15 protein-coding genes are annotated in these 23,575 nt (G+C 69.6%); 14 read left to right on the plus strand and 1 reads right to left on the minus strand.

The window, feature by feature from the left end; all coding sequences use genetic code 11:
- Positions 1–246 precede the first annotated feature (246 nt).
- The 8 genes from uvrA (at position 247) to ACWGID_RS20155 (ending at position 13,376) form a co-directional block, all read left to right on the plus strand.
- Positions 247–3,309: an excinuclease ABC subunit UvrA gene (uvrA, locus tag ACWGID_RS20120; protein WP_452198584.1), complete on the plus strand. Its 3,063-nt coding sequence runs from the start codon at positions 247–249 to the stop codon at positions 3,307–3,309.
- Positions 3,310–3,547: 238 nt separating this feature from the next.
- On the plus strand, positions 3,548–3,886 hold the full coding sequence (locus ACWGID_RS20125; protein WP_452198585.1) for a hypothetical protein: 339 nt from the start codon (positions 3,548–3,550) through the stop codon (positions 3,884–3,886).
- A 14-nt stretch (positions 3,887–3,900) separates the two neighbouring features.
- Positions 3,901–4,206, plus strand: coding sequence for a hypothetical protein (locus ACWGID_RS20130; protein ID WP_452198587.1), 306 nt, complete (start codon positions 3,901–3,903; stop codon positions 4,204–4,206).
- Positions 4,207–4,299: 93 nt separating this feature from the next.
- Complete coding sequence (locus tag ACWGID_RS20135; RefSeq protein WP_452198589.1) at positions 4,300–4,665, plus strand: DUF6507 family protein; 366 nt, start codon at positions 4,300–4,302, stop codon at positions 4,663–4,665.
- A complete protein-coding gene (locus ACWGID_RS20140) occupies positions 4,662–4,946 on the plus strand; it encodes a hypothetical protein (RefSeq protein WP_452198591.1) in 285 nt (94 codons plus the stop codon). The genes ACWGID_RS20135 and ACWGID_RS20140 overlap by 4 nt, the downstream gene beginning before the upstream one ends.
- Positions 4,947–5,022: 76 nt before the next feature.
- Positions 5,023–12,627 (plus strand): toxin glutamine deamidase domain-containing protein, encoded by a 7,605-nt coding sequence (locus tag ACWGID_RS20145; protein WP_452198593.1) that lies wholly within the window; start codon positions 5,023–5,025, stop codon positions 12,625–12,627.
- Entirely contained in the window at positions 12,627–13,100 is a 474-nt protein-coding gene (locus ACWGID_RS20150; RefSeq protein ID WP_452198595.1) for a hypothetical protein, read from the plus strand. The genes ACWGID_RS20145 and ACWGID_RS20150 overlap by 1 nt, the downstream gene beginning before the upstream one ends.
- Positions 13,101–13,376: a hypothetical protein gene (locus ACWGID_RS20155; protein WP_452198597.1), complete on the plus strand. Its 276-nt coding sequence runs from the start codon at positions 13,101–13,103 to the stop codon at positions 13,374–13,376.
- Between the two features lies 1 nt (position 13,377).
- Here the strand turns inward: ACWGID_RS20155 and ACWGID_RS20160 are convergent, their stop codons facing one another.
- Positions 13,378–14,286 (minus strand): hypothetical protein, encoded by a 909-nt coding sequence (locus ACWGID_RS20160; RefSeq protein ID WP_452198599.1) that lies wholly within the window; start codon positions 14,284–14,286, stop codon positions 13,378–13,380.
- Between the two features lie 101 nt (positions 14,287–14,387).
- Between ACWGID_RS20160 and eccCa the strand changes: the two genes are divergently transcribed.
- The 6 genes from eccCa to ACWGID_RS20190 all read left to right on the plus strand — a co-directional run bounded on the left by eccCa (position 14,388) and on the right by ACWGID_RS20190 (position 23,439).
- Entirely contained in the window at positions 14,388–18,434 is a 4,047-nt protein-coding gene (gene eccCa, locus ACWGID_RS20165) for a type VII secretion protein EccCa (protein WP_452198601.1), read from the plus strand.
- Entirely contained in the window at positions 18,431–18,835 is a 405-nt protein-coding gene (locus ACWGID_RS20170; protein ID WP_452198603.1) for a hypothetical protein, read from the plus strand. Before eccCa ends, ACWGID_RS20170 begins: the two co-directional genes overlap by 4 nt.
- 1 nt (position 18,836) lies before the next feature.
- Entirely contained in the window at positions 18,837–19,889 is a 1,053-nt protein-coding gene (locus ACWGID_RS20175; RefSeq protein WP_452198604.1) for a DUF6177 family protein, read from the plus strand.
- A gap of 28 nt (positions 19,890–19,917) precedes the next feature.
- Positions 19,918–21,240 carry a type VII secretion integral membrane protein EccD gene (gene eccD / locus ACWGID_RS20180; RefSeq protein ID WP_452198606.1) on the plus strand — a complete coding sequence of 441 codons (1,323 nt, stop codon included), beginning with the start codon at positions 19,918–19,920 and terminating at the stop codon, positions 21,238–21,240.
- 12 nt (positions 21,241–21,252) lie between these two features.
- Positions 21,253–22,758, plus strand: a complete 1,506-nt coding sequence (locus ACWGID_RS20185) for a MinD/ParA family ATP-binding protein (protein ID WP_452198608.1) — start codon at positions 21,253–21,255, stop codon at positions 22,756–22,758.
- A 126-nt stretch (positions 22,759–22,884) separates the two neighbouring features.
- The gene (locus tag ACWGID_RS20190) at positions 22,885–23,439 is read left to right on the plus strand and encodes a Rieske (2Fe-2S) protein (protein WP_452198609.1); all 555 of its coding nucleotides are present in this window, start codon (positions 22,885–22,887) and stop codon (positions 23,437–23,439) included.
- Positions 23,440–23,575 lie beyond the last annotated feature (136 nt).

Here is a 23,575-nt window from a genome sequence, read left to right on the forward strand (position 1 = left end):
CCTTCTCCCTGGATCTCGGTGACTCCGTCGATCCTTGCACTTGCGGCGCCGCGCGTCATGTCGGGTACCGGACAGCCCGTAGCCTGCGCCGACCCGCTTCGTTGATCGAATATACTTTCGAAGGCGATCCCCGGAGCAGGCACCGATTCCGGCGGCGGAAGTTTTTGTCGGTGGGCCTCGTTAGCATGACGGGGCCAGTGAGAGAACCACCCGGATACCCCCTCGAGAACGGCTGAGAGTGAGCTTGTGTCTGACCGTCTGATCGTGCGCGGAGCGCGTGAGCACAACCTGAAGGACGTCTCGGTCGACCTGCCGCGGGACGCCATGATCGTCTTCACCGGCCTGTCCGGGTCCGGGAAGTCCAGCCTGGCCTTCGACACGATCTTCGCCGAAGGCCAACGGCGGTACGTCGAGTCGCTCTCGGCGTACGCCCGGCAGTTCCTCGGGCAGATGGACAAGCCCGACGTCGACTTCATCGAGGGGCTGTCGCCGGCCGTCTCGATCGACCAGAAGTCCACCTCACGCAACCCACGTTCGACCGTCGGCACGATCACCGAGGTCTACGACTACCTCCGGCTGTTGTTCGCCCGCGCCGGGCGTCCACACTGCCCGGAGTGCGGCGAGCCGATCGCGCGGCAGACCCCGCAGCAGATCGTCGACCGGGTCCTCGAGCTCGAGGAGGGCACGCGGTTCCAGGTGCTCGCCCCGGTCGTCCGCGGCCGCAAGGGGGAGTACGTCGACCTGTTCCGCCAGCTGACCGGTCAGGGGTTCTCCCGGGCCCGCGTCGACGGCGAGACGATCCAGCTCACCGAGCCGCCGAAGCTCGACAAGCAGAAGAAGCACAGCATCGACGTCGTCGTCGACCGGCTCGCGGTGAAGGGCTCCGCGAAGCAGCGGCTGACCGACTCGGTGGAGACCGCGCTCGGCCTGGCCAGCGGTCTGGTCGTGCTGGACTTCGTCGACCTCCCGGAGGACGACGCGCACCGTGAGCGCCGCTTCTCCGAGAAGCTCGCCTGTCCGAACGATCACCCGCTCGCCATCGACGAGCTGGAGCCGCGGTCGTTCTCCTTCAACTCGCCGTACGGCGCCTGCCCGGTGTGCACCGGTCTGGGCACGCGGATGGAGGTCGACCCGGAGCTCCTGGTCCCGGACCCGTCGAAGTCGCTCGACGAGGGCGCGATCCAGCCGTGGTCCGGGCAGAACGTCTCGCAGTACTTCGAGCGGCTGCTCGAGGCGCTCGCGAAGGACCTGAAGTTCCGGACCAGCACGCCGTTCGGTGAGCTGCCGGCGAAGGCGAAGAAGGCGCTGCTCACCGGCCACGACAAGCAGGTCCACGTCTCGTACCAGAACCGCTACGGCCGCGAGCGCTCGTACTACACGACCTTCGAGGGCGTGATCCCGTACGTCGAGCGCCGGCACGCGGAGGCGTCGAGCGACACCGGGCGGGAGCGCTTCGAGGAGTACATGCGCGAGGTCCCGTGCCTGGCCTGCAACGGCGCGCGGCTGAAGCCGATCTCGCTCGCGGTCACCCTCGGTGGGAAGAACATCGCCGAGATCAGCGCGATGTCGATCGACGAGGTGCACGACTTCCTGGTGCAGATGGAGCTGTCACCGCGGGAGAAGCAGATCGCGGAGCGGGTGGTCAAGGAGATCGGCGAGCGGCTGCGGTTCCTGCTCGACGTCGGTCTGGACTACCTGGCGCTGAGCCGGCCGGCGGGTTCGCTGTCCGGTGGCGAGGCGCAGCGGATCCGGCTCGCGACGCAGATCGGTTCGGGCCTGGTCGGCGTGCTGTACGTGCTCGACGAGCCGTCGATCGGTCTGCACCAGCGGGACAACCGGCGGCTGATCGAGACGCTGGTCCGGCTCAAGGAGCTCGGCAACACGCTGATCGTCGTCGAGCACGACGAGGACACCATCGACCACGCCGACTGGGTCGTCGACATCGGCCCCGGTGCCGGTGAGCACGGCGGTCAGGTCGTCGTGTCCGGCACGGTCGAGGACCTGCGCAACCACCCGGACTCGATCACCGGAGCCTACGTCTCCGGCCGCCGCGAGATCCCGATCCCGGCGGTACGGCGTCCGCTCACCGAGGGCCGCGAGCTCACGGTGTACGGCGCCCGGCAGAACAACCTGAAGGACATCGACGTGACCATCCCGCTCGGGGTGTTCGTCGCGGTCACCGGGGTGTCCGGCTCGGGCAAGTCGACGCTGGTCAACGACATCCTCTACACGTCGCTCGCGCGGCAGATCTACGGCGCCCGGGCGGTCCCGGGACGGCACACGAAGATCTCCGGCATGGACCTGGTCGACAAGGTGATCCACGTCGACCAGTCGCCGATCGGCCGGACGCCGCGGTCCAACCCGGCGACGTACACCGGGGTCTGGGACCACATCCGGAAGTTGTTCGCGGAGACGCCCGAGGCGAAGGTCCGCGGGTACCAGCAGGGTCGCTTCTCGTTCAACGTGAAGGGCGGCCGCTGCGAGGCCTGCTCGGGCGACGGCACGCTGAAGATCGAGATGAACTTCCTGCCGGACGTCTACGTCCCGTGCGAGGTGTGCCACGGCGCGCGGTACAACCGCGAGACGCTCGAGGTGCACTACAAGAGCAAGACGGTCGCGGACGTGCTGGACATGCCGATCGAGGAGGCGTCGGAATTCTTCGCGGCGATCCCGGCGATCTCGCGACACCTGAAGACGCTGGTCGAGGTCGGCCTCGGGTACGTCCGGCTCGGGCAGCCCGCGCCGACGCTGTCCGGTGGTGAGGCGCAGCGGGTCAAGCTGGCATCCGAGCTGCAGCGCCGCTCGACCGGCCGCACGGTGTACGTGCTGGACGAGCCGACCACTGGTCTGCACTTCGAGGACATCCGGAAGCTGCTCGGTGTTCTGAGCGGCCTGGTCGACAAGGGCAACTCGGTGCTGGTCATCGAGCACAACCTCGATGTCATCAAGACCGCCGACTGGCTGATCGACCTCGGTCCGGACGGCGGTCGCCGCGGCGGCACGCTGGTCGCGGAAGGTACGCCGGAGGAGGTCGCGGCGAACCCGTCGTCGTACACCGGTCAGTTCCTGGCCGAGATCCTTGAGGGCCGGGCAGCGAAGCCGAGCGCGAAACAGGCGGCAGTCGCGGCGAAGGCCCTGCCGGCCAAGAAGGCGCCTGCCAAGAAGGCTGCGGCGAAGAAGGTTGCGGCCAAGGACACGGTGGCGAAGAAGACCGCCGCCAAGAAGGTCGCGGTGGCGAAGAAGGCCCCGGCGCGCAAGACCGTGGTCAAGAAGACCGCGGCGACGGCCCGGAAGCGCACCGCCGGTTAGTCGTGAAGTGTGATCCCGCAGCGTCGGGATCACACTTCAGATCGTTGCCTGATCGGGCAATTGTTGTTGCTCACAGCAATGTCTCGGCAGGGTTCGCGTGGCGTAGTTCACTGTCGCGTCACGCGGACCTTTCGATCCTGATCGAAAGGGTCCGTGGGCCGGTCTGACATTCAGGTCTTGACCTGTTTCTCCGACTATCGTGGCGCTGCGGCGCAACCACACTGTCGAAGGAGAAATCGTGACCGGACGCTGGGACATGGGTCAGGACACCCTGAGCCAACTGGCCAAGAAGACCTCGACCGGAACCCAGGACCTCGGCGGCCTGGTGAAACAACTCGTTGCCGCCGCGCAGCCGCTCGAAGGCAAGATGAACGGTGCCGGTAAGGCGATGTTCGACTCCTTCAAGGGCAACGTCGACGGGATCGCCGCCGACCTGAACGCCGGCCTCGCCGCGATCAACCAGGGACAGTCCGGGATGGACACGGCGTTCCGCACCGGTGACAGCGACATGGCGGACACCGCGAAGAAGAACCAGGGCGCGGCTGACTTCAACTCCGCCAAATTCGGCAAGCGCTGAGAGAGGAACCCGCAATGGCGAACCGCAACAGCTACGACACCGCGGCCTCGGGCGAGGTCCAGACGACGATCCACAACCTCTCCGGCCAGATCACCGCGCTGATCGCGGCGCACAAGCAGAACGTGACCGCCGCGCTGTCGGACGCGTCGGCCAGCGGCGTGACCGAGAACTACCGCGGCGTCGAGGACCGTTTCAACAAGGCGGCCGACCAGACCCTGGCGATCATCAAGTCGCTGAAGGACACCCTGTCGCAGAACGACGCCACCGCCGCCGCGACCTTGAAGAAGGCGGGCGCAGCGGTCGACAACATCGGCGGCTGACCGCCGAGTTCAGCGTCACCGTCCCGGACGTTCCCCTGACGGGGCGCGTCCGGGCTCGTTGTGGGCCGGATCCGGCTGATCGGAGGAAAGACAGTGGACTGGGACATCAACATCGCGGGCGTGAACGAAGTACTCCAGAAGACGGTGACGGCCGCGGAGCCGTTCGACGGCTACGCGAAGTCGTACGGAACGTCGCTCCAGGGGCTCGCGGAGGGCCTGAACTGGCAGATGTTCTCCGTGGTTGCCGCGTCGCTGGGGGAGTACGCCCAGCACTGGGGTCCGAACCTGGAGTCTGCGGCGAAGCAGGTCGGCGCCTCGCTGACCGGCGCGCAGAACGCGGTCAAGGCCTACATGGGCGGCCAGGAAGAGATGGCGCTGCGAGCGCAGCAGGCGGCACAGAACGGCGTGATCCCGGACGTTCCGGGCGGCGGGGGCGCAGGAAGGAACAGGGCTGTATGACGGACCAGGACCCGGCACCGGTGGTGCCGGACGACGTAGCGCAGGCCGGGCGCGTGCGACTCGCGGAGTGGTTGACGGCTGAGTCGTCGGATCCCGACAACTCAGCGACGCCCGAGGACCTGGCCGAGTGGGCGGCGTACCAGGCCGAGGAGTACCTCGTGTTCGTCCCGCCGGGCTACTCGAACCTGATGTTCCTGGTCGCCGACCACGGCATCAGCTCGTTCCAGCCGAGCCTGCAGTCGCTCGACGCCGCGATGATCGCGGCCCGGCCGCAGTCCTGATCGACTCCTGATCGACGCGCCGTACGCCGTACCCCACGCACCTGTTGACCCCCGTGTGACTGAGGACTGAGCTGCCATGATCAAACCCGAAGGCATCCCGATCGCCGATCTGACCAGGATGATCCAGACGATCGATGCTCACGACCAGGCGCTGCGGGACCTCGGGCCGAAGTTCACGCAGCTCGGCCAGACCGTGAACAGGACGTTCAAGGGCCTGGACGGCAACTATCAGGCGCCCGAGAAGTACCGCCTGATCGGCTCGACGCAGATCATCGAGACCAAGCTGAGCGAGTTCGGGCCGACGCTGCCGCAGGTCGCGGGACACCTGCGCAACCTGGCCGGCGCGGTGCAGGAAAAGCTCACCCAGCTGACCAACATCCGCACCGAGGCGTACGACTGGCACCGCCGGAAGAACGGTAATCCGGAGTGGCAGAACGATCAGGACATGATCGACGACAACAACCGGATGGTCAAAGACGTCACCCGCATCATGCAGGAGGAGATGCCGACCATCTGCTTCAACGCGGCGAACGCGATTGCCCGGTTGTACGGCGGCAAACCCTGGGACGTGAAGACCGGCCAGCGGGAGGGCGACCCGCCGCCGCCGAAGCCGGACGAGGACAAGGAACCGGATCCGCCCGCGTGGGGTACCGAGGAGGAGCGGGACAAGCCGTGGTGGCAGGACTGCCTCGAGTTCCCCGTGAACGCGGTCGTCGGCGTGCTGACGGTGGTCGGCGAGACGGTGCAGAGCATCCTCACGCTGATCCCGGTGCTGCCGGCGCTGGGCTCGATCGGTCCGCTGCGGGACTTCATGCACGACAAGCTCGGCTGGGACATGCCGACCTGGCAGCAGGCGGGGGATTCCTGGAAGGGCCTCGGGATGATGGTCGCCCAAGTGGTGACCGCGCCGTACCAGTTGGCCTGGGCGGCGTTCGATTCGGTGACCGGCCTGAACACCCGGCCGGACGCCGTGAAGGAGTTCGGCGAGCAGGGCCTCAACATGGGCAAGGAGATGCTCAAGGGGTTCGTCGCCTGGGACGAGTGGAGCAAGAACCCGGGCAAGGCCTTCGGGATGGCGCTCACCAACATCGTCGCGACGGTCGCCAGCGGCGGTAGCGCCGGTGCGGTGAAGACCGCGGCGATGGCCGGCAAGTTCGGCGCGGCCAGCATGACGGTCGCCAAGGTCGCCGGGGTCGCCGAGAAACTGCAGATCGGCCGGGCCGCGATGCACGACGCGGCGCTCGGGGCGGTGTCGAAGATCCCGAAGGTCGGCAACGTCGTCAACGGGATGTCGAAGATCCCGATCGTTGGCGAGACCTTCAAGATGCAGAGCGTGCCGAAGGTCGGCGTCGACGTACCGTCGGTGGAGGGCGGGCATGTCGACGTACCGTCGCACGGCACGCCGGACACGCCCCACGTGACGCCGGCGAGCACGCACACGCCGACGGTGGACACCCCGTCGGTCCACACCCCGACCGTCGAGTCCCCGACGACACCGGTCTCGCACGCGGACCCGGGCACGACGTCGCCGGTATCGCACGCCGACCCTGGTACGTCGTCGCCTGCGTCGCACGCTGATCCGGGTACGACGTCGCCCGTATCGCACGCCGATCCGGGGACGGCGTCGCCGGGGTCGCACGCTGATCCTGGTACGACGTCACCTGCTTCGCACGCTGATCCGGGGACGGGTTCGCCGACTTCACACACGCCCGGTCAGCCGACGACGCATTCGCCGGGCACGACGCACACCCCGGAGTCCACCAACACACCTGGCGCGGGCACGCACACTCCCGAGAGCACCCGCACTCCCGGCGCGACCCATACTCCGGAGTCCACGCACACGCCTGCCGCGGGCACGCACACGCCGGAGTCCACGCATACGCCGAATTCGACGCACACACCCGAGCCGGGAACTCACACGCCCGAGTCCATGACGCATGCGCCTGAGGCAGGGACACATACGCCGGGCACGACGCATACGCCAGAGGCGGGCACACACACCCCGAACACCACGCACACGCCTGAGGCGGGCACGCCCACCCACACGCCCGCGGCGGGCACGCACACGCCGAGCACCACGCACACTCCTGAGCCTGGGACGCACACCCCGAGCACCACGCACACGCCTGAGCCAGGGACGCACACCCCGAACACCACCCACACGCCTGAGCCCGGGACGCGGACCCCGGGTACGACGCACACGCCTGAGCCGGGCACGCACACCCCGAGCACGACGCGGACGCCGGAGCCGGGAACACACACGCCCGAGTCGACGCACACGCCCGAGGCCGGTACGCAAACCCCGGGTACGCGCACGCCGGAGCCGGGGACGCACACCCCGAGCACGACGCGCACGCCGGAGCCGGGCACGCACACCCCGAACACCAGCCACACGCCTGAGCCCGGGACGCATACGCCGGAGTCGACCCACGCGCCGGAGTCGACGCACGCTCCCGACTCGACGCATGCGCCGGACGGGACGCCGGCGGGTGCGCGTACACCGGACGTGGTGGCGCCGCCCGCCGTGCATCCGGGGGTGGCTGGTCATGGCACGCCGGGCGGGCATCGCGACGTACCGCACGAGCCGAACCAGCCGCACCGTCCGGGGCAGGAGTCGCGTCCCGATGCGCCGCGGCGGGAGCACGACGACCCGAACGGCCCGAAGCACGACGACGCCAACGACCCGAAGTACGACGACCCGAAGGTGCGGCAGGAAGAGATCGACCGGCTGAAGCCGGATCACCTGCGCGATCAGACACCGCCCGAGCGTCCGTACCCGGCGCACTCGGACCCGAACCGCCCGCAGGACCCGAACGCCAACCCGAACGACACCCAGGTCGACGGGCAGAACTTCCTGCCGCGCGACCCGCACGATCCCCGCCGTCAGACCCTGCGTGCGTCGATCGGCGACCCGCCCGAGGGCAGCATCCAGAAGTGGGTCGGGCACGTGAACCCGGATCACGGCCGGGGTTCCGAGTTCCAGATGAACTGCGCGGACTGTTCGCGCAAGACGGCGTCGATCCTGAACGGCGACGTACCGGAGCTGGCCAACGGACGGAACTTCGCCCGCGGCGAGATGCCCGAGCCGACACTGGAATGGATGGGCCTGAAGGACTTCAAGCCCGGCCACAAGCTGTCGATCGAGCGCTCGAACCTGAACCCGAGCGAGTTCACCGAGGCCGCGTTCCGCACCGTGCACGACGCGCTGGCCGGCCGGCCGCCGGGCACGCACGCGAACGTGTTCGTCCGCTGGCACTCGGGCAACCCGAACATCCCGGGCGGCGGCCACGTGCTGAACGCGTTCGTCGACGACGGGGGCGTCGTACGGATCGTCGACAGCCAGCCGCCGGGCGGGCTGGTCCACCGGCCGGTCAACCCCGACGGGTCATTCGACAACCCGTACAAGCACGTCGACCCGAACGGTGGCACCCGCGAGGTCCACATCACCGACATGCAGTTCGCCGTCCGGGAACGCGGCGGCCACTGGGAAGGCGTCCCCGCCGACCCCAACACCCCACCCCGCTACGTCCCCCCGCCCAGGGACGCCCCCAACTCAACCCCAAACGCCCCGGGAGCGGGCACCCCAGGCTCCGGCACGCCTCGCACAAACGCCGCCGACCCACACACTCCGGGCCAGCACACCCCAGAGCCAGGTACGCCGGGCTCGGGCATCCCGGAGTCGCACACGCCGGGTTCGCACACGCCGGAGCCGGGTACGCCGGGCACGCCCGGCACGCACGCCGACTCGCACACTCCGGGTACGAACACCCCAGATAGCAGGCATGCGCCCGAATCGCGCACGCCAGAACCGGGTGCACCGGGCACGCACGCCCCCGAACCGAGCACACCGAGCACCCACACGCCGGAGTCGCACACACCGGAGCCGGGTACGCCGGGAACGCATGCCGACTCGCACACTCCGGGTACGCGTGCCCCAGACGGGCACGCGCCGGAGTCGCGGACGGCGGGGTCACACGCACCGGACACACGTACGCCTGAGACGGGTACACCGGGCACCCACACCCCGGAGTCGCACACTCCGAGTACGCACACACCGGACAGGCACGCCCCGGAGTCGCGGACGCCGGAGTCACACGCACCGGACGCACGTACGCCTGAGCCCGGTACGCCGCGAACCCACGCCCCGGAGACCCACGCGCCGGAGTCGCATGCTCCGGGTACGAACGCCGACAGGCATGCCCCGGAGCCGCACACGCCGGAGTCGCACACGCCGGAGTCGCACACGCCGGGAACGGGCACGCACGCGGACTCGCACACCCCGGGTACACATACCCCGGACAGCCACGCCCCGGGCTCGCGGACGCCGGAGTCCCACACGCCGGACAGTCATGCCCGGGACACGCACACCCCGGAGTCGCACACCCCGGAGTCGCATACCCCGCAGTCGCATACGCCGGAGACGCACGCTCCGGACGCGCACACCCCCGACACCCACACTCCTGAGACGCACGCCCCCGAGACGCATGCTGGTGGGCGTGGGGATGGTGGGGAGTACGGGGGGCACCGCGGGAACGGGGAGGATCCCTTCGCCGGCTCGGAGTTGGCGGATCGGGGGTTCCGGGCTTCGGCGGCGGACCACCGGGCGTTGACGCAGAGGGGTGGGATGGAGCCCCGGAAGCTCGCGGAGATTCGTGAGCGGCTCGGGCGGGAGCTCGGGGACCCGAACGCGCTGACCGAGAGCGAGGTGACGTCGCTCGAGCGGATGCTGATCGGTCACGACCATCAGGACATCAACGACGCGTTCCGGGCCGGCGATCGCTCGGTCGAGCGGAACCCCGTCGCGCGGGTGGCAGCGTCGACGCTGAACAAGTTGCCCGACTTCCGCGGCGAGATCCAGCGCGGGTTGAGCTTCGATACGGTGGACGATTTCGAGAGGTTCCTGAACCGCTACCGCCCGGGTCAGACGGCGAAGGAGCCGGCGTTCACGCACTCCGCCAAGGGCGCGGAAGGTGCGGAGGACTTCAGCGGCGGGCAGTACTCGGCGGGTCGCGTCGTACTGCACATCGACTCACGCCACGGCAAGGACCTGTCGTTCATGCGGGACCCCGCAGTCGGCATCGACGAGGTGGTCCACGGGCCGCACTCGCCGTTCTACCCGACCCGGATGGTCAAGGACGAGGAGACCGGCGTCTGGCACATCCACGTCCGCGACCACGGCGGTCCTGGCGAGGTGTCACCGGAGTTCCGCGACCCGATCGTTCTGGAGCGGCCGACGCGGAGCACGTCACCGCAGACTTCTCACAACCCGTTCGACCCGCCTCAGCAGCCGTGGACCCCGCCGCAGCCCCACACGCCGGCGGCGCCTCCCCAGCCCCAGTACAGGCCGAGCGAGCCGCAGCCGTCATACAACCCCGGCCAGCCGTCCTACGGCCCGGGTCAGCCCTCGTACGGTCCGGGCCAGCCGCACGCACCCGGTCAGCCCGAGAACCCCTTCGGCCCGGGCCAGCCGCAGCAGCCGCACGGTCCGGGGCAGCCGGGTCAGCCGGGTCAGCCGGGTCAGCCGCACGCTCCGGGTCAGCCGCAGCAGCCGTACGGCCCGGGTCAGCCGAACCAGCCGTACGGTCCCGGGCAGCCGGGTCAGCCGCATGCACCGGGTCAGCCGCAGCAGCCGTACAGCCCGGGTCAGCCGAACCAGTCGTACGGTCCGGGTCAGCCGCATGCTCAGGGTCAGCCGAACCAGCCGTACGGTCCCGGGCAGCCGGGTCAGCCGCACGCACCGGGTCAGCCGCAGCAGCCGTACAGCCCGGGACAGCCGAACCAGCCTTACGGTCCGGGGCAGCCGAGTCAGTCGTACGGTCCGGGGCAGCCGGGTCAGCCGCATGCAGCGGGCCAGGCGCAGCAGCCGTACAGCCCAGGGCAGCCGAACCAGCCGCACGCTCCGAGTCAGCCGAGTCAGCCGAGTCAGCCGTACGGTCCGGGGCAGCCCGGTCAGCCGCATGCTCCGGGTCAGCAGCAGCAGCCATACGGTCCGGGACAGCCTGCTCAGCCGCACGGTCCAGGGCAGCCGCAGCAGCCGTACGGGCCGGGTCAGCCGAGTCAGTCGTACGGGCCGGGTCAGCCGGGTCAGCCGCATGCGCCTGGACAGGCGCAGCAGCCGTATGGGCCAGGGCAGGGTTCGTTCGGACCTCAGCACCCGGGGTATCACCCGCAGAATGACTTCGGTCCGGGGGGTCGGCAGCCGGAGGGGCAGTTCGGTCCTCCGGGCAGTCAGCAGCCGGGCAACTACCCGGCGCAGCAGCCTGGGCAGTTCGGGCCGCCCGCGCACGACCCGCGACAGCCGAACCAGTCGGGTCAGCCGCAGCCGGGGTATGACCCACACCAGCCGCAGCAGCGCGGGTATGACCCGCGGCAGCGGCAGGAGCCGGGGTATGACCCGCGTCAACAGGCGGGGTATGACCAGCGGCAGCAGCCTGGGTATGGGCCGCGGGAGACGCCGGAGTACCCGAACCAGCCGGGTGGGTTTGGGCCGACCGGGCATCAGGGTGAGCAGCCGGGGTTTGGGCCGGCTGGGCATCACCCTGAGCCGGATTACGGGCCGCCGGGGCAGCGGCAGGGGCCGTGGTACGAGCCGCGGCCGTCGGAGCAGTACCCGCCGCGGCAACCGGATCCGTATCAGCAGCCAGGTCAGCCGTACCAGCATCCTGGACAACCGCATCAACAGCCGGGGCAGCCTGGTTACGATCCGCGGCAGGCGTATGACCCGCAGGGCTTTGGGCCGTCTGGGCGTCACACGCCGAATGAGCCGCCGAGGTACGGCAGTCAGCAGCCGTACGGCGGTGCGCCGCACGCTGGCGAGCCGGGCTTTGGCGGTACGCCGCATGCCGGTGAGCCGACCTCTGGTGGTTGTCCGCACGGTGGCGAGCCGGGCTATGGCGGTACGCCCCATGCCGGTGAGCCGAGCTCTGGTGGTTCTCCGCACGGTGGCGAGCCGAGTTATGGCGGTGCGCCGCATGCGGGTGAGTCCGCCGGTGGTGCGGGGCAGGGCGAGGCGTCGTACGGCGGGGCTCCGGGGGATCGGGGTCCTGGGCAGGGGCAGTCGGAGTCGCCGGCGGCGCCGGGTGACGGGCCGGGCGCGGGCGCGACGGATGGCCCGGGCGAGGGTGTGACCGAAGGCCCAGGCGCGGCTGCGACCGATGGGCCCGGTGCCGGGCAGGAGTGGCGGGCTAGTGATGCGCAGTTTGGGGTTAGTACTAAGGAAGGGTTTGATCCTGCGTTCCATCACAAGGCGTTGGGGGAGCAGTGGGCGCCGAGTGTGCATGATCCGGACGGGCAGTTCCAGCCGAAGGAGCGGGAGATCGCGGATCGGCTCGAGGAGGAGGGCTGGCGGGTCGATGCCCGCAAGCAGGACGACTCGAAGCAGAAGATGCGCAACCCGGAGTCGATGGTGCGTAAGGATCCTGCCGACGACGGTCTGATCACCGAGTTCAAGACGCTGGAGAGCGGCGAGCCGGGCGCGATCCGGCGGAACATCAAGAAGGCCGCGAAGCAGGTCCCGGAGGCGGACGGCGAGGCGGTGATCGACGGCCGCAACGTGGGGTTGACCGAGGAGATGGTCGACCGGGCGTACGCGAGTCACGAGCGGCTGAACGATCGCCGGCCTGCGAAACTGCACGTGATCCTGGCCGACGGCCGGATGATCACTTATGAGAGGAGGGGCTGATGTCCGAGCAGGAGAACATCTTCCTGCAGTCGTCCGCGACTGCTGAGGAGGAAGCGACCGGACTGCGGGAGCTCCTCGGGCTGGAGCCGATCCCGGACACGTCGGGTGCCGGGCCGGACGAGTTCGGACTGCGCGGCCCGGCCGCCACGGTCGACGGCGTCCTCGGCTACATCGTGCAGCCGAACGACCTGGTGGTGGAGGAGGACGCTCAGGCGACCGACCACTACCCGATCGAGATCGAGATCTGGCTCGGGAACGACGAGGCCGTTCAGCGGCACGAGGCGCGGTTGGTGTTCGACCGGCTGGTCGCCGCCCGTCCGGACGTGCCGATGCTGCTGTGCCATGACCTGGACGTTCTCGTCGCGGCGTACCGGCCGGGTCAGGGCGTCCACGAGTTCCCGGCGGGTACGACGGTGGACGCTCCCGACGCCGCGCAATGGCGGCCGTGGGTCGTCGCGGGTCAGGAGGTCTGAGTGTCCGGGGCATACGGAACGCAGGTCATCGAGTCGGTCGCGGTACGCCGTCGGCGGCTGCGCGAGGCGTGGCTGTTCGGCGCCGAGCGGGCGAAGAACACCTTGAACGAACAGACCGGGCGGGTGCTCGCGAGCGTGATGATCGCGGCGCTGGCCTGTGCGGGCTGCGCCGGGGTGTCGTACTTCAAGTCGTCGCAGGCCAAGGAGAAGGAGCAGCAGCAGCCGGCTCCGGCCGCGACGACGTCCGGTCCGGTCAGCCCGTCGCCGAAGAAGTAGCTCAGTGCGAACGACCGAGGTCACCGGACTGGCGACCGAACAGGTACCGCAGCCAGGTCCGGCGCGGCTGGGGCTTGAGCGCCGCGGGCAGCAGAGCCGTCGGGGGAGAGCCGAGAGTGACCGGCACCTGGACCATCTGGTCGCCTTGGAGCCAGTACAGGTCCGGCGAGCACTGGTCGGGCGCGTCGCGGTAGCTGTCGGCGATCCATCGCACCAACGTGTCCGCGCGTTCCTGGCCGGCGTCGGCGGGGCAGTAGGCAACCATGCTCAGCCGCGGTACGCCGATCAGTACGCCGGCGCCCGTCGATGCCTGCGGCAACAAGTTCTCCCGGTCGACGACCGCCATCGACACCAGCGGATCGTCCGTACGGCCGAGGACCGAGATCCCGTCCTGGTCGCGCGCCACCAGCGTGGAGATGTCCGCGAGACTCAGCTGCACCGGCGACGGTACGCCGGGATCGCCCAGCCCGAGCATCGATCGGCGGACCACGGTCAGTCGCCGGAACTCGTTGCCGGTACCCACGAACACCACGACCTCGAAATGGTCGCCGAACGGGATCAGCGCGTCGGCGACAGGCCCTGCGGTACGGGCCGACCAGCCCCGCTGGACGAGCACCGCGCGTTGCCGTTCCGCGACATCACCGAAGCGGTGTTCCTCGGTCGCGAGCTCGCCCTCGGCAACGACCGCGTGCAGCCAGGCCTCGATCTGTTCCGGCCATCGGCCGGTTGGTAGCTGGAGGCAACGATCTACGATCTCACCGACCCCGACCACCGCGGACATCTGCAACGCGCCGCGTCCCCAGCCCACTTCGACCGTGCGTTGCTCGACGTCGACAACGCAGCCTGGCAACCAGATCGGCGCCATGTCCGCGATCATTTCGACCACGGTGGAATCGTCTGTTCTTGTCATCCGATGACCTCACCCACCATTACAGTGTCTCGCACATCCGTCCGTAAGAAGTACGAAGTCCCCCGCGCGAACGCGGGCTGGTCCAGCGGAGGAAAACCCTAGTGGCAAGCCGGATCGTGCACCGCCCGGCGCGGCGTACACCTGTCCCGGGCGGACAGCAGCAGCGCGTGATCGAGCCGGCACCGAGCCTCGGTGGCAGTGGCGGCGCAGGGGGCGGCGGCGCCTTGCAGATGCTGCTGCCGATGGTGGGCAGCGTCGGATCGGTCGCGATGATGACGATGGGCCGCTCGGGCCCGATGGTGATGGTGGGCGTCGGACTGCTCGCCCTGACGCTGCTCGGCTCCGTCGGCGGCATGATCACCTCCCGTGGCAGGGGTGGCAAGGATCGCAAGAACCAGCGCACCCGGTACCTCGACTACCTGGAGCGGATGCGCGACGACTTCGTGAAGTCCGAGCGTACGGCGCGGGCGCAGGCACTCGAGCTGAACCCGCCGCCGGACGCGCTGCTGGACTGCGTCGCGGACGTGTCCCGGCTCTGGGAGCGCCGCCGTACGGACAGTGACTTCCTGCAACCGCGGTGTGGCAGCGGCCGGGTCCCGGTCGTCCCGGCAATGGTCGGTCAGGGTGGGTCGGCGATGGAGCCGCCGGACCAGTTCATGATGGCCGAGGCGAACGCGCTGGTACGGCGTTTCACCGAGATGCCCGACATGCCGCTGACCGTCCCGTTGGACCACGTCGGCAACGTGAGCATCGTGGGGGACCGCGAGGGCGTGGTCCGGGTGGCTCGCTCCCTGCTCCTCCAGGCAGCGGTGTTCCACGCGCCGGAGGACGTGTCGATGGGCGCGGCCTACCCGCCGCGGGCGATGGCCGACTGGCAGTGGATGAATTGGCTCCCGCACACTCAGGACGCCGAGCGCCGGCAGGGCCCGACACCGTTCCGGCGGATCGCGGAGACGCCGGCGGAGCTGTCGCAACTGCTCGCCGACGACCTGGGCGAGCGCGTCCAGTGGGCGACCGAGTCGCGACGCGGGTCCGTGGACTTCGAGGACCGCCGCAAGCTGACCCGCCGCCTGCTCGTGCTGCACGACACGTACGGCGATGTCTCCGCCGAGGTCCGCCCGCAGGCCGACGACTCGATCGTCCCGGGTGAGCTCGGCGTGACCGTGCTGCACCTGGTCGCCGACCGGCTGCAGGAGCCGAGCTCGGTCACGATGCGGATCACGGTGTTCGGCGACCAGGTCCGGATCGAGGACCTTCGCGGGCCGTACCCGATGGCCGCGAGCGGTCAGGTGGACAAGACCGAGGCGGCGATCGCCGAGGGCATCGCCCGGGAGCTCGCACCGGTGCGGCTGTCGGCGGAGTCACTGGAGGAGGACGGTCAGCACGACGACGTCGACTTCATGGGCCTGATCGGCATCAACGACGTGGCCCGGCTGGACTTCAATCATCTGTGGCAGGCGCGCTCGGACCGGATGTTCCTCCGGGTCCCGCTCGGCGTGGACGACAGCGGCGAGGTCGTCCAGGTCGACCTGAAGGAGTCCGCCCAGCTTGGTATGGGTCCGCACGGTCTCTGCGTCGGTGCGACGGGTTCCGGAAAGTCCGAAGTACTGCGGACGATGGTGATGGCGTTGATGGCCACGCACAGTCCCGAGGACCTGTCGTTCGTGCTGGTCGACTTCAAGGGTGGTGCGTCGTTCGCGCCGTTCGAGCGGGTGCCGCACGTTGCGGGCATCATCACCAACCTGCGGGACGACGCCAGCCTGATCGAGCGGGCGTACAAGAGCCTCGAGGGTGAGGTGCAGCGCCGTCAGCAGGTGCTGAAGGACGCCGGCAACATCGCGAACATCACCGACTACCGGCTGCTCCGGCAGCAGCGGCCGGAGATGGCGCCGCTGCCGCACCTGTTCGTGATCATCGACGAGTTCGGTGAGCTGCTGAACGAGCGGCCGGACTTCATCGACCTGTTCCTGTCGATCGGCCGGATCGGTCGATCGATCGGTGTGCACCTGCTGCTGTCCAGCCAGCGGGTCGAGTCGGGCAAGCTGCGCGGTCTGGAGACCTACCTGTCGTACCGGCTCGGTCTGCGGACGTTCTCCGAGGAGGAGAGCCGCACCGTGCTGGACACCACCGACGCGTTCCACCTGCCGCCGCTGCCGGGCTTCGGGTTCCTGAAGGTCGACACGAGCGTGTACCAGCGGTTCCGCGCGGCGTACGTCTCCGGTGCCTACGTGCCGCCGAACGACGAGGTTCTGGAAGAGGACCACGAAGACGCCCGCCCGTACGAGCTCCCGCCGTACCAGCTGTCCGAGGCGGAGCTGGACGCGGCCAAGCCGGCCGAGATGAAGGCCACGGAGCGTACGACGGGGCCGACCGAGCTGAACGTGTTCGTCGACCAGGTCCGCAAGGCCGCACAGCAGGTCCTGAAGATCTGGCTGCCGCCGCTGCCGGCCGCCTGCACGCTGGACGGTCTGGGTGGCCGAGCCGACTTCGTGAACGGCCGTGGCCTGCAGCTGGCGGTCCGGTCGCCGCAGATGATGCCGCCGGTAGGTGTCGTCGACGATCCGGCGAACCAGCGCCAGGAAGTCTTCCGCCTGGACCTGACCCGGGCCGGCGGTCACGCCGCGATCGTCGGCGGACCGGCGTCCGGCAAGACGACCGCGCTGCGGACGCTGGTGACCTCGCTGGCGCACACGCACACGCCGCAGGAAGTCGCGATCTACGCGCTCGACCTGGCCGGTGGCGGTATGCAGGCGCTGTCCGAGCTGCCGCACGTCGGTGGCGTGGCGCTCCGCACCGACCGGGAGCGGATCCGGCGGACGGTCGAGGAGATCCGCGGGATGATCGATCAGCGCGAGCGGGTGTTCCGCAACCACGCGATCGACACCATGGACGCGCTCCGCAAGGACCACGCGGCTGGCGCGATCCCGGAGCTCCCGACGGCCGACGTGGTGCTGGTGATCGACAACTACGGCGCGATCCGGACCACGTTCGACGAGCTGGACGAACCGCTCACGGACATCTTGCAGCGGGGCAGCAGCTACGGCGTCCACGTGGTGGCGTCGATGATGCGCTGGAACGACGTCCGGATGCAGAACCAGTCGATGTTCGGCACGATGGTCGAGCTGCGGCTGAACGACCCGTCGGACTCCAACATCGACCGACGGCTGCAGGACGTACTGCGCAAGGCGGGTCCGGGCCGGATGCTGGTACCGGGGAGCAAGCTGTACGGGCAGTTCGCGCTGCCGCGGGTCGACGGCGTACTGGACGACGAGAACCTGTCCGAGATCCTCGAGGCGCAGGCGCTGACCGTCCGGTCCACCTGGCAGGGGCCGCGCGCTCCGCAGGTGCGGATTCTGCCGCTGCAGCTGCCGCGGGTCCAGGTGGGCGACGACATCCGGCGGCCGGCCGTCGTACCGATGGGTGTGGACGAACGGGCGCTGGCGCCGGTGTATCTCGACCTCGAGGGCCGGGACACCAACCTCGTGGTGTTCGGCGACAGTGGCTCGGGCAAGACCAACATCGTCCGGCTCATCGCGCAGCAGCTGATCGAGCGGCACACGTCCGACCAGCTCGTGTTCGCGGTGATGGACCCGCGGCGCGGCCTGCGGGAGTTCGTGCCGGAGGCGTACACCGGCGGCTACGCGCCGACCGGCCGGATGGCCGCCGGCCTGGCCAACGGGGTGTCGCAGGAGCTGGCGAAGCGGATGCCGGACGACACCGGCCAGATTCCGGAGGCGGGTCAGGGCGGTCCGCGGATCGTCGTACTGGCCGATGACTACGACCTGCTGACGTCCGGTGGGCAGTCGCCGATGGACGCGTTCCTGCCGTACGTCGCGTCGGGCCGGGACATCAAGCTGCACTTCATCGTGACCCGGCGTGCCTCGGGCGCGTCGCGGCAGATGTACGAGCCGTTCCTGTCCGCGGTGATGGAGTCCGGAGCTGCCGGTCTGGTGCTGTCCGGCGACCGCAGCGAGGGGCAGCTCTTCACCGGCGCCTACCCGGGCGACTACCCGCCGGGACGCGGTCTGTTCGTACGACGCGGCGACGGACCGCAGCTGGTGCAAACGGCCATGTCCGACCCTGCCGCGTCCGGACCAGCGAATCCTGCGCCGGCAGACCCGGTCCAGAGCAGTGGAGGAACGCTATGACCTACGACCTCGTGGCACTCGTCGACGGGCGGCCGTCGAGTGACGACGTACTGGCCGGGCTGTCTGCGGCGGGCGACACGCTCGGTGTCCGCGCGGTCAGCGGCGGCGCCGTCGTCCAGCTGTGCGGCGAGGACAACCTGCCGCTGGTGTCGATCGAGCTGCCGTTGCTGATCCAGGTGCCGGGCGAGGTCGAGCGGATGCTCGGTACGTCGGTCGGCGCAGTGGAGACACCGGCGTGGTGGGTGGAGATCCGCGCGACGGCGCGGGACGGCGCCCGTGAGCTCGCCGAGAAGTACGCGACGACGCTGATCAACCGGCTCGGCGGCAAGGTCTGGACGTCCGAAGGCATTCGGACCGCCGAGGACGAGCAATCGCAGGGCACGAACGAGGGAACCGACTGACATGCCGAACGAACTGATCTTCAGCCCGGGCGTCGACCTGATCACCGAGAGAGTCGCGGTGGTCATGCAGGACCGCCCGGTGATCGGCATGTCGGCCTGGCTCAGCGACGCGCTGACGTCGGCGCGGGTCGAGGAGCGCGACGTCCAGCTGGTCACGCCGAAGCACTCGCGGCTCACCTGGCCGGTGCGGTCGGGGCTGTTCCGAGGGGCCCTCTCGCGCTGGGTCGTGACCGGCAGCGACGGCGAGTACTACGACGGGCTGAACGGCATCCGGCTGACGTGGAACGGCGACCAGTTCCTCGCCGAGGCGCCGGCGACGCCCGATCAGCCGACGTCGGACCAGCACCCGGAGTACGTCGTCGAGGACGACCTCTTCGGTCACCTGCAGCTCACCGTGCGGGTCCGGCACAAGCCGGTCGACAACCTGGTGCTCGGCGAGGTCGCCGATCGGCTGTTCACCAAGACCACCGGCAGCGGTCCGGCCGGCTGGTCGACGTCGGAGCCGGTGACCCAGCCGTGGAGCCGGGAGGCGCTGACGGAGTATTGCCGGGACCGAGCGCCGAGCCCGACCTGGCTGGTCGTGTCCGGGCAGCCGGGTGCCGAGTTCCAGCCCGCGGTCGGCACGCTGGAGGTCCGCAGGGTGAAGTCCGGCGTCGACGAGACGCTGACGCTGTCCGTCGCCCAGCCCGGGATGGACTTCCCGAACATGAACCTGGTCGGCGAATGGATCGACGACGTCGCCGACAACCTCGAGCTGGTGTCGGCGATGGTGGTCGGCGCGTACGGCGAAGCGGACGGGACGTACCGGCCGCGCTTCGTCGGCCTGAGCAGCCCGATCGGGATGGCCGCCGGGAACGAGGCCGTCCAGGCCAACGGGCTCGACAAGATGCTCAGCCTGAAGGGCGGCGAGCGCGCGCTGGCGATCGGGCCGGCGCACACACCGGCGATCTGGTACCCGATCGGCGACGGCCGGGACCCGGGCGACTGGGACATCTACACCGAGCTGATGAAGAGTCTCATCCCCGCCGACGCGGCGGCGGTGGCCAAGGCGTGACGAACGACGAGAACGGGAGCAGTCAGGGATGAGCACCTACAGCCGGGTGACGGTGATCGGCGAGCGTCGGCGCCTGGACGCGGTGTTGCCGGCGGACGAGCCGCTCGGCGTACTGCTCCCGGACCTGTTGCGGATGCTGGACGAGCCGATGCAGCAGACCCCGCAGCGGCGGTTCCTGACCACCGCGACCGGCGTCCTGGTGCCGCCGGAGGGGACGCTGTCGTCGGCGCAGATCATCGACGGCGCGGTACTGCGGCTCGCGGCGGAAGGCGAACTGCCGCCACCACCGACCGTGTACGACGTGACCGAGGAAGCCGTCGAGGACCTGAAGCGCCGCGGCGCGGCGTTCAAGCCGAAGCACCGGCAGGTCCTGGCCGGCGCCGGTCTGGTGTTCTCGATCATCGCGGGCGCGATCTCGCTGCTGGTGGCCGCTCCGCACGGCGTGACCTCGGCGATCCTGCTGATGATCGCGGTGATCGCCGGGTTCATCGGCATCGCGCTCGGCCGCAGCGGCAACAAGCTCGTCGCGATCCCGCTGGTCACGGTGGCGACGGTCGTACTCGCGCTGGCGGTCGGTTTCTGGGCGTTGAACGCGGGCTGGGAGATCGGGCTGGTCATCACGATCGGTGCGCTCTGCCTGGCGTTCGGGCCGATGTTCTACGCGGCTGCTGGGGTAGCGGGCGGCGGTGTGGTCGCGAGTGCGACGGCGGTGCTCTTCGTCGCGGTGTGGATGATCGGCGCTGGGACTGATCTTGCGATGGACCGGACCGGTGCGCTGGCGGGACTGCTGGCGGTGCTCCTGCTCGGGCTGCTGCCCCGGATGGCGCTGGCGCTGTCGGGGCTGTCCGGTCTGGACGACAAGCGCGCGTCGGGCGGGGAGATCATGCGCGGCGACGTCCAGAGTGCGCTGAACGCAGCGCACCTCGGGCTGGCGCTGGCGACCGTACCGATCGCGGTGTCGACGGCGGTGGCCGGGATCATGCTGCTGCGCGCGGGCGGGTCGTGGGCGGTGGCGCTGGCACTCGTACTGGCGTTCCTGCTGGCGTCGCGGTCCCGGATGTACCCGCTGGTCAGCGAGGTCGCGGTGCTGTTCGCGTCCGCGTTCACGATCGTCTCGGGGTGCGTGCTGATCGCCGCGGTGAACGGGCAGGGTGGTGCGTTCATCGCGCTCGGGCTGCTCGTCCTGGTCGCGATGATCAGCGCGATCGGTCTCAGTTTCGCACCGGCCGAGCACGTCCGTGCACGGCTCACGCAACTGCTCGACTATCTTGAGGTCGGGGCCATCATCGCGACGGTCCCGCTGGCGCTGGGTGTGTTCGGCGTCTACTCCAAGTTGCTGCATGCGTTCTGACGTTCGGATGGAATGACTGAATCGAACTGGCAGGGGGACATGCTGCGCCAGATGGCGGAGCAGTCACCGGCCGAACAGCCCGACCGGCCCGAGACCCAGCCGGTGCCGCCCCCGGCACCGGGCGGGCAGGGCGACGCCGTGGTGCCGCCACAACGGGCGGCGCCGCCAGAGCAGCCTGGGCAGTGGGGACAGCAGGGGTACGAGCAGCAGGCGCCGTACCCTCAGCAGCCTTACCAGGAGCAGCAGCCGTACCCGCCGCAGCAGTACCAGGGGCAGCAGCACCAGCAGCAGCCGTACCAGCAGCCTTATCCGCAGCAGGGGTACGAGCAACAGGGCTATCAGCAGCAGCCCTATGAGCAGCAGGGGTACCAGCAGCAGCCGTATCAAGGGCCGCCGCAGCAGGGTTACTCGCCGCAGCAGTACCAAGAGCAGTACCCGTATCAGCAGCAGCCGTACCCGCCGGAGCAGTACCCGCAGCAGCAGTACCAGCAGCAGGCGACGTACCAGGAGCAGTATCCGCCGCAGCAGGGGTATCAGCAGCAGTACGCCCCGCCGTACGAGCAGCCGCCGTTGGACGAGCAGTATCCGCCGCAGGGTCAGCACAACCCCGGGCAGCTGCCGCACCAGGACTTCTACGACCAGCCACCCCAGCAACCCGCCGGCGGCAGCTGGGCGACTCCGCCGTCGCCGCAGTCCGACCAGATCGGTACGCCGCTGCAGGAGCCGGACGGTGACTCGGTCTTCCGGCGCTTCCGCCGCATCGCCTCCGAGGCCGCCTATCTCGTCGGTGGCTCCGGCCGTCTGCGTCGCGACGTCGACAGCATCGCCAGCATCCGCCGGCCGATCGCGATCATGCGCCGCATCGGCGTGCTGAGCCCGGTCACCAACGCCGGTACGTCGACAGTCACCGCACTGCTCTCGACGATCCTCAGTGTCCAGCGCTCCGACCGGGTCGTCGCAGTCGACGCGGATCCGGGCGGCGCTGAGCTGTCCCGTCGACTCGAGCCCAGCCTCGGCGCCGGCCCGATCGAGGGTGTCTCGCTGGTCCGCAGCGAAGGCACCGCTGACGCGCTCCGTGCGACTCTCGCCGAGGTCCAGGGCCAGGGGGCGCGAGACGTCGGCCTCGCGGTCGTCGACTGCCCCGGCAGCATGTTCGACGAGATCGGCTCGGAGATGGCCTCGTCCGGGCACTGCGCGGTGCTCGTCGTACCGTCCCCGCAGCACGTCGCGGAGTACTGCCTGGCGCAGCTCGACCAGCTGCCCGCGGAAGGCCAGGACATCCTGCTCAACCGGGGTGTGATCGTGATCAGCGTCGTCCAGAACGTGCACCCGGGCTCCGTGAACTGGCTGGTCGAGCAGTTCCAGCGCCGCGGCATGGAGCCGGTCGTGGTGCCGTACGACGCCCACATCGCGACCGCCTGGCCGCTGCAGACCGGGCAATTGCAGTCCGAGACCCGGCAGGCGCTGCTGGAGCTCGCCGCCCGCGTGGTCGAGACCGTCACCCGCGCTGCCAGCTGATTCGCAGGAAACCTTCAAACAGCGGTTCAATCCGAACCCGTTTGAACCGTTCGGCTGATCCGGTCGTTTGACTCGGTACATAGCGTTCAACTACTTCGACCAGCAGGCTCTTGGAGGTCCAGATTCATGAGCGATGACACGATGGCACCGGACACCACCCCGCAGCAGACCAGCGCGGGGGAGGACGGCCTGCGCGACCGGCGGACAGTGCTCCGCTGCGCCGCGATGGCCGCCCTGGTCGGTGCCGGCGCGCCGATCCTCGCGGCCTGCGGCGGCAGTGACAACGCCTCCGGCGGCGGTGGTACGTCGCCCTCCGCCAGCGGGTCGAGCTCCCCGCCGACCACTGGCACGTCCTCGTCCGCGCCGTCCAGCAGCGCCCCGGCCGGCGGCGGTACGGTCCTCGGCCCCGTGTCCGACGTACCTGTGGGTGGCGGGAAGGTGTTCACCGACGCGAAGGTCGTGGTGACCCAGCCGACGGCCGGTCAGTACAAGGGGTTCTCCGCGATCTGCACGCACCAGGGGAACCCGGTCGGCTCGGTGGAGGGCGGCCAGATCGTCTGCCCGTTCCACAACAGCCATTTCAGCATCACCGACGGCAGTCCGGTCAGCGGTCCGGCACAGACCCCGCTGCCGGGCGTCAACGTGGCGGTCCAGGGCAGCAACATCGTGCAGTCCGCCTAGTACGGCCGCCTAGTAGGGGCACGCGAAAGGGCCCGGCCAGGGGCGGGTTCATGCGGTCCTCGCAACACCTCGATTTGAGGAGTTGCGGGGACCGTGTCGTTTTCGGAGGAGTTGGCCGGCCTGTTGAGGTTGGTGG

It is taken from the genome of Kribbella sp. NPDC054772 (genome assembly GCF_053611945.1).

What these genes read in the sequence shown, in the direction of transcription:
- ACWGID_RS20190 (WP_452198609.1), top strand. Translation starts at nt 22,885, where the DNA reads ATGAGCGATGACACGATGGCACCGGACACCACCCCGCAGCAGACCAGC.
- ACWGID_RS20150 (WP_452198595.1), top strand. Translation starts at nt 12,627, where the DNA reads ATGTCCGAGCAGGAGAACATCTTCCTGCAGTCGTCCGCGACTGCTGAG.
- ACWGID_RS20170 (WP_452198603.1), top strand. Translation starts at nt 18,431, where the DNA reads ATGACCTACGACCTCGTGGCACTCGTCGACGGGCGGCCGTCGAGTGAC.
- ACWGID_RS20160 (WP_452198599.1), bottom strand. Translation starts at nt 14,286, where the DNA reads ATGACAAGAACAGACGATTCCACCGTGGTCGAAATGATCGCGGACATG.
- eccD (WP_452198606.1), top strand. Translation starts at nt 19,918, where the DNA reads ATGAGCACCTACAGCCGGGTGACGGTGATCGGCGAGCGTCGGCGCCTG.
- ACWGID_RS20140 (WP_452198591.1), top strand. Translation starts at nt 4,662, where the DNA reads ATGACGGACCAGGACCCGGCACCGGTGGTGCCGGACGACGTAGCGCAG.
- ACWGID_RS20130 (WP_452198587.1), top strand. Translation starts at nt 3,901, where the DNA reads ATGGCGAACCGCAACAGCTACGACACCGCGGCCTCGGGCGAGGTCCAG.
- ACWGID_RS20175 (WP_452198604.1), top strand. Translation starts at nt 18,837, where the DNA reads ATGCCGAACGAACTGATCTTCAGCCCGGGCGTCGACCTGATCACCGAG.
- ACWGID_RS20145 (WP_452198593.1), top strand. Translation starts at nt 5,023, where the DNA reads ATGATCAAACCCGAAGGCATCCCGATCGCCGATCTGACCAGGATGATC.
- ACWGID_RS20185 (WP_452198608.1), top strand. Translation starts at nt 21,253, where the DNA reads ATGACTGAATCGAACTGGCAGGGGGACATGCTGCGCCAGATGGCGGAG.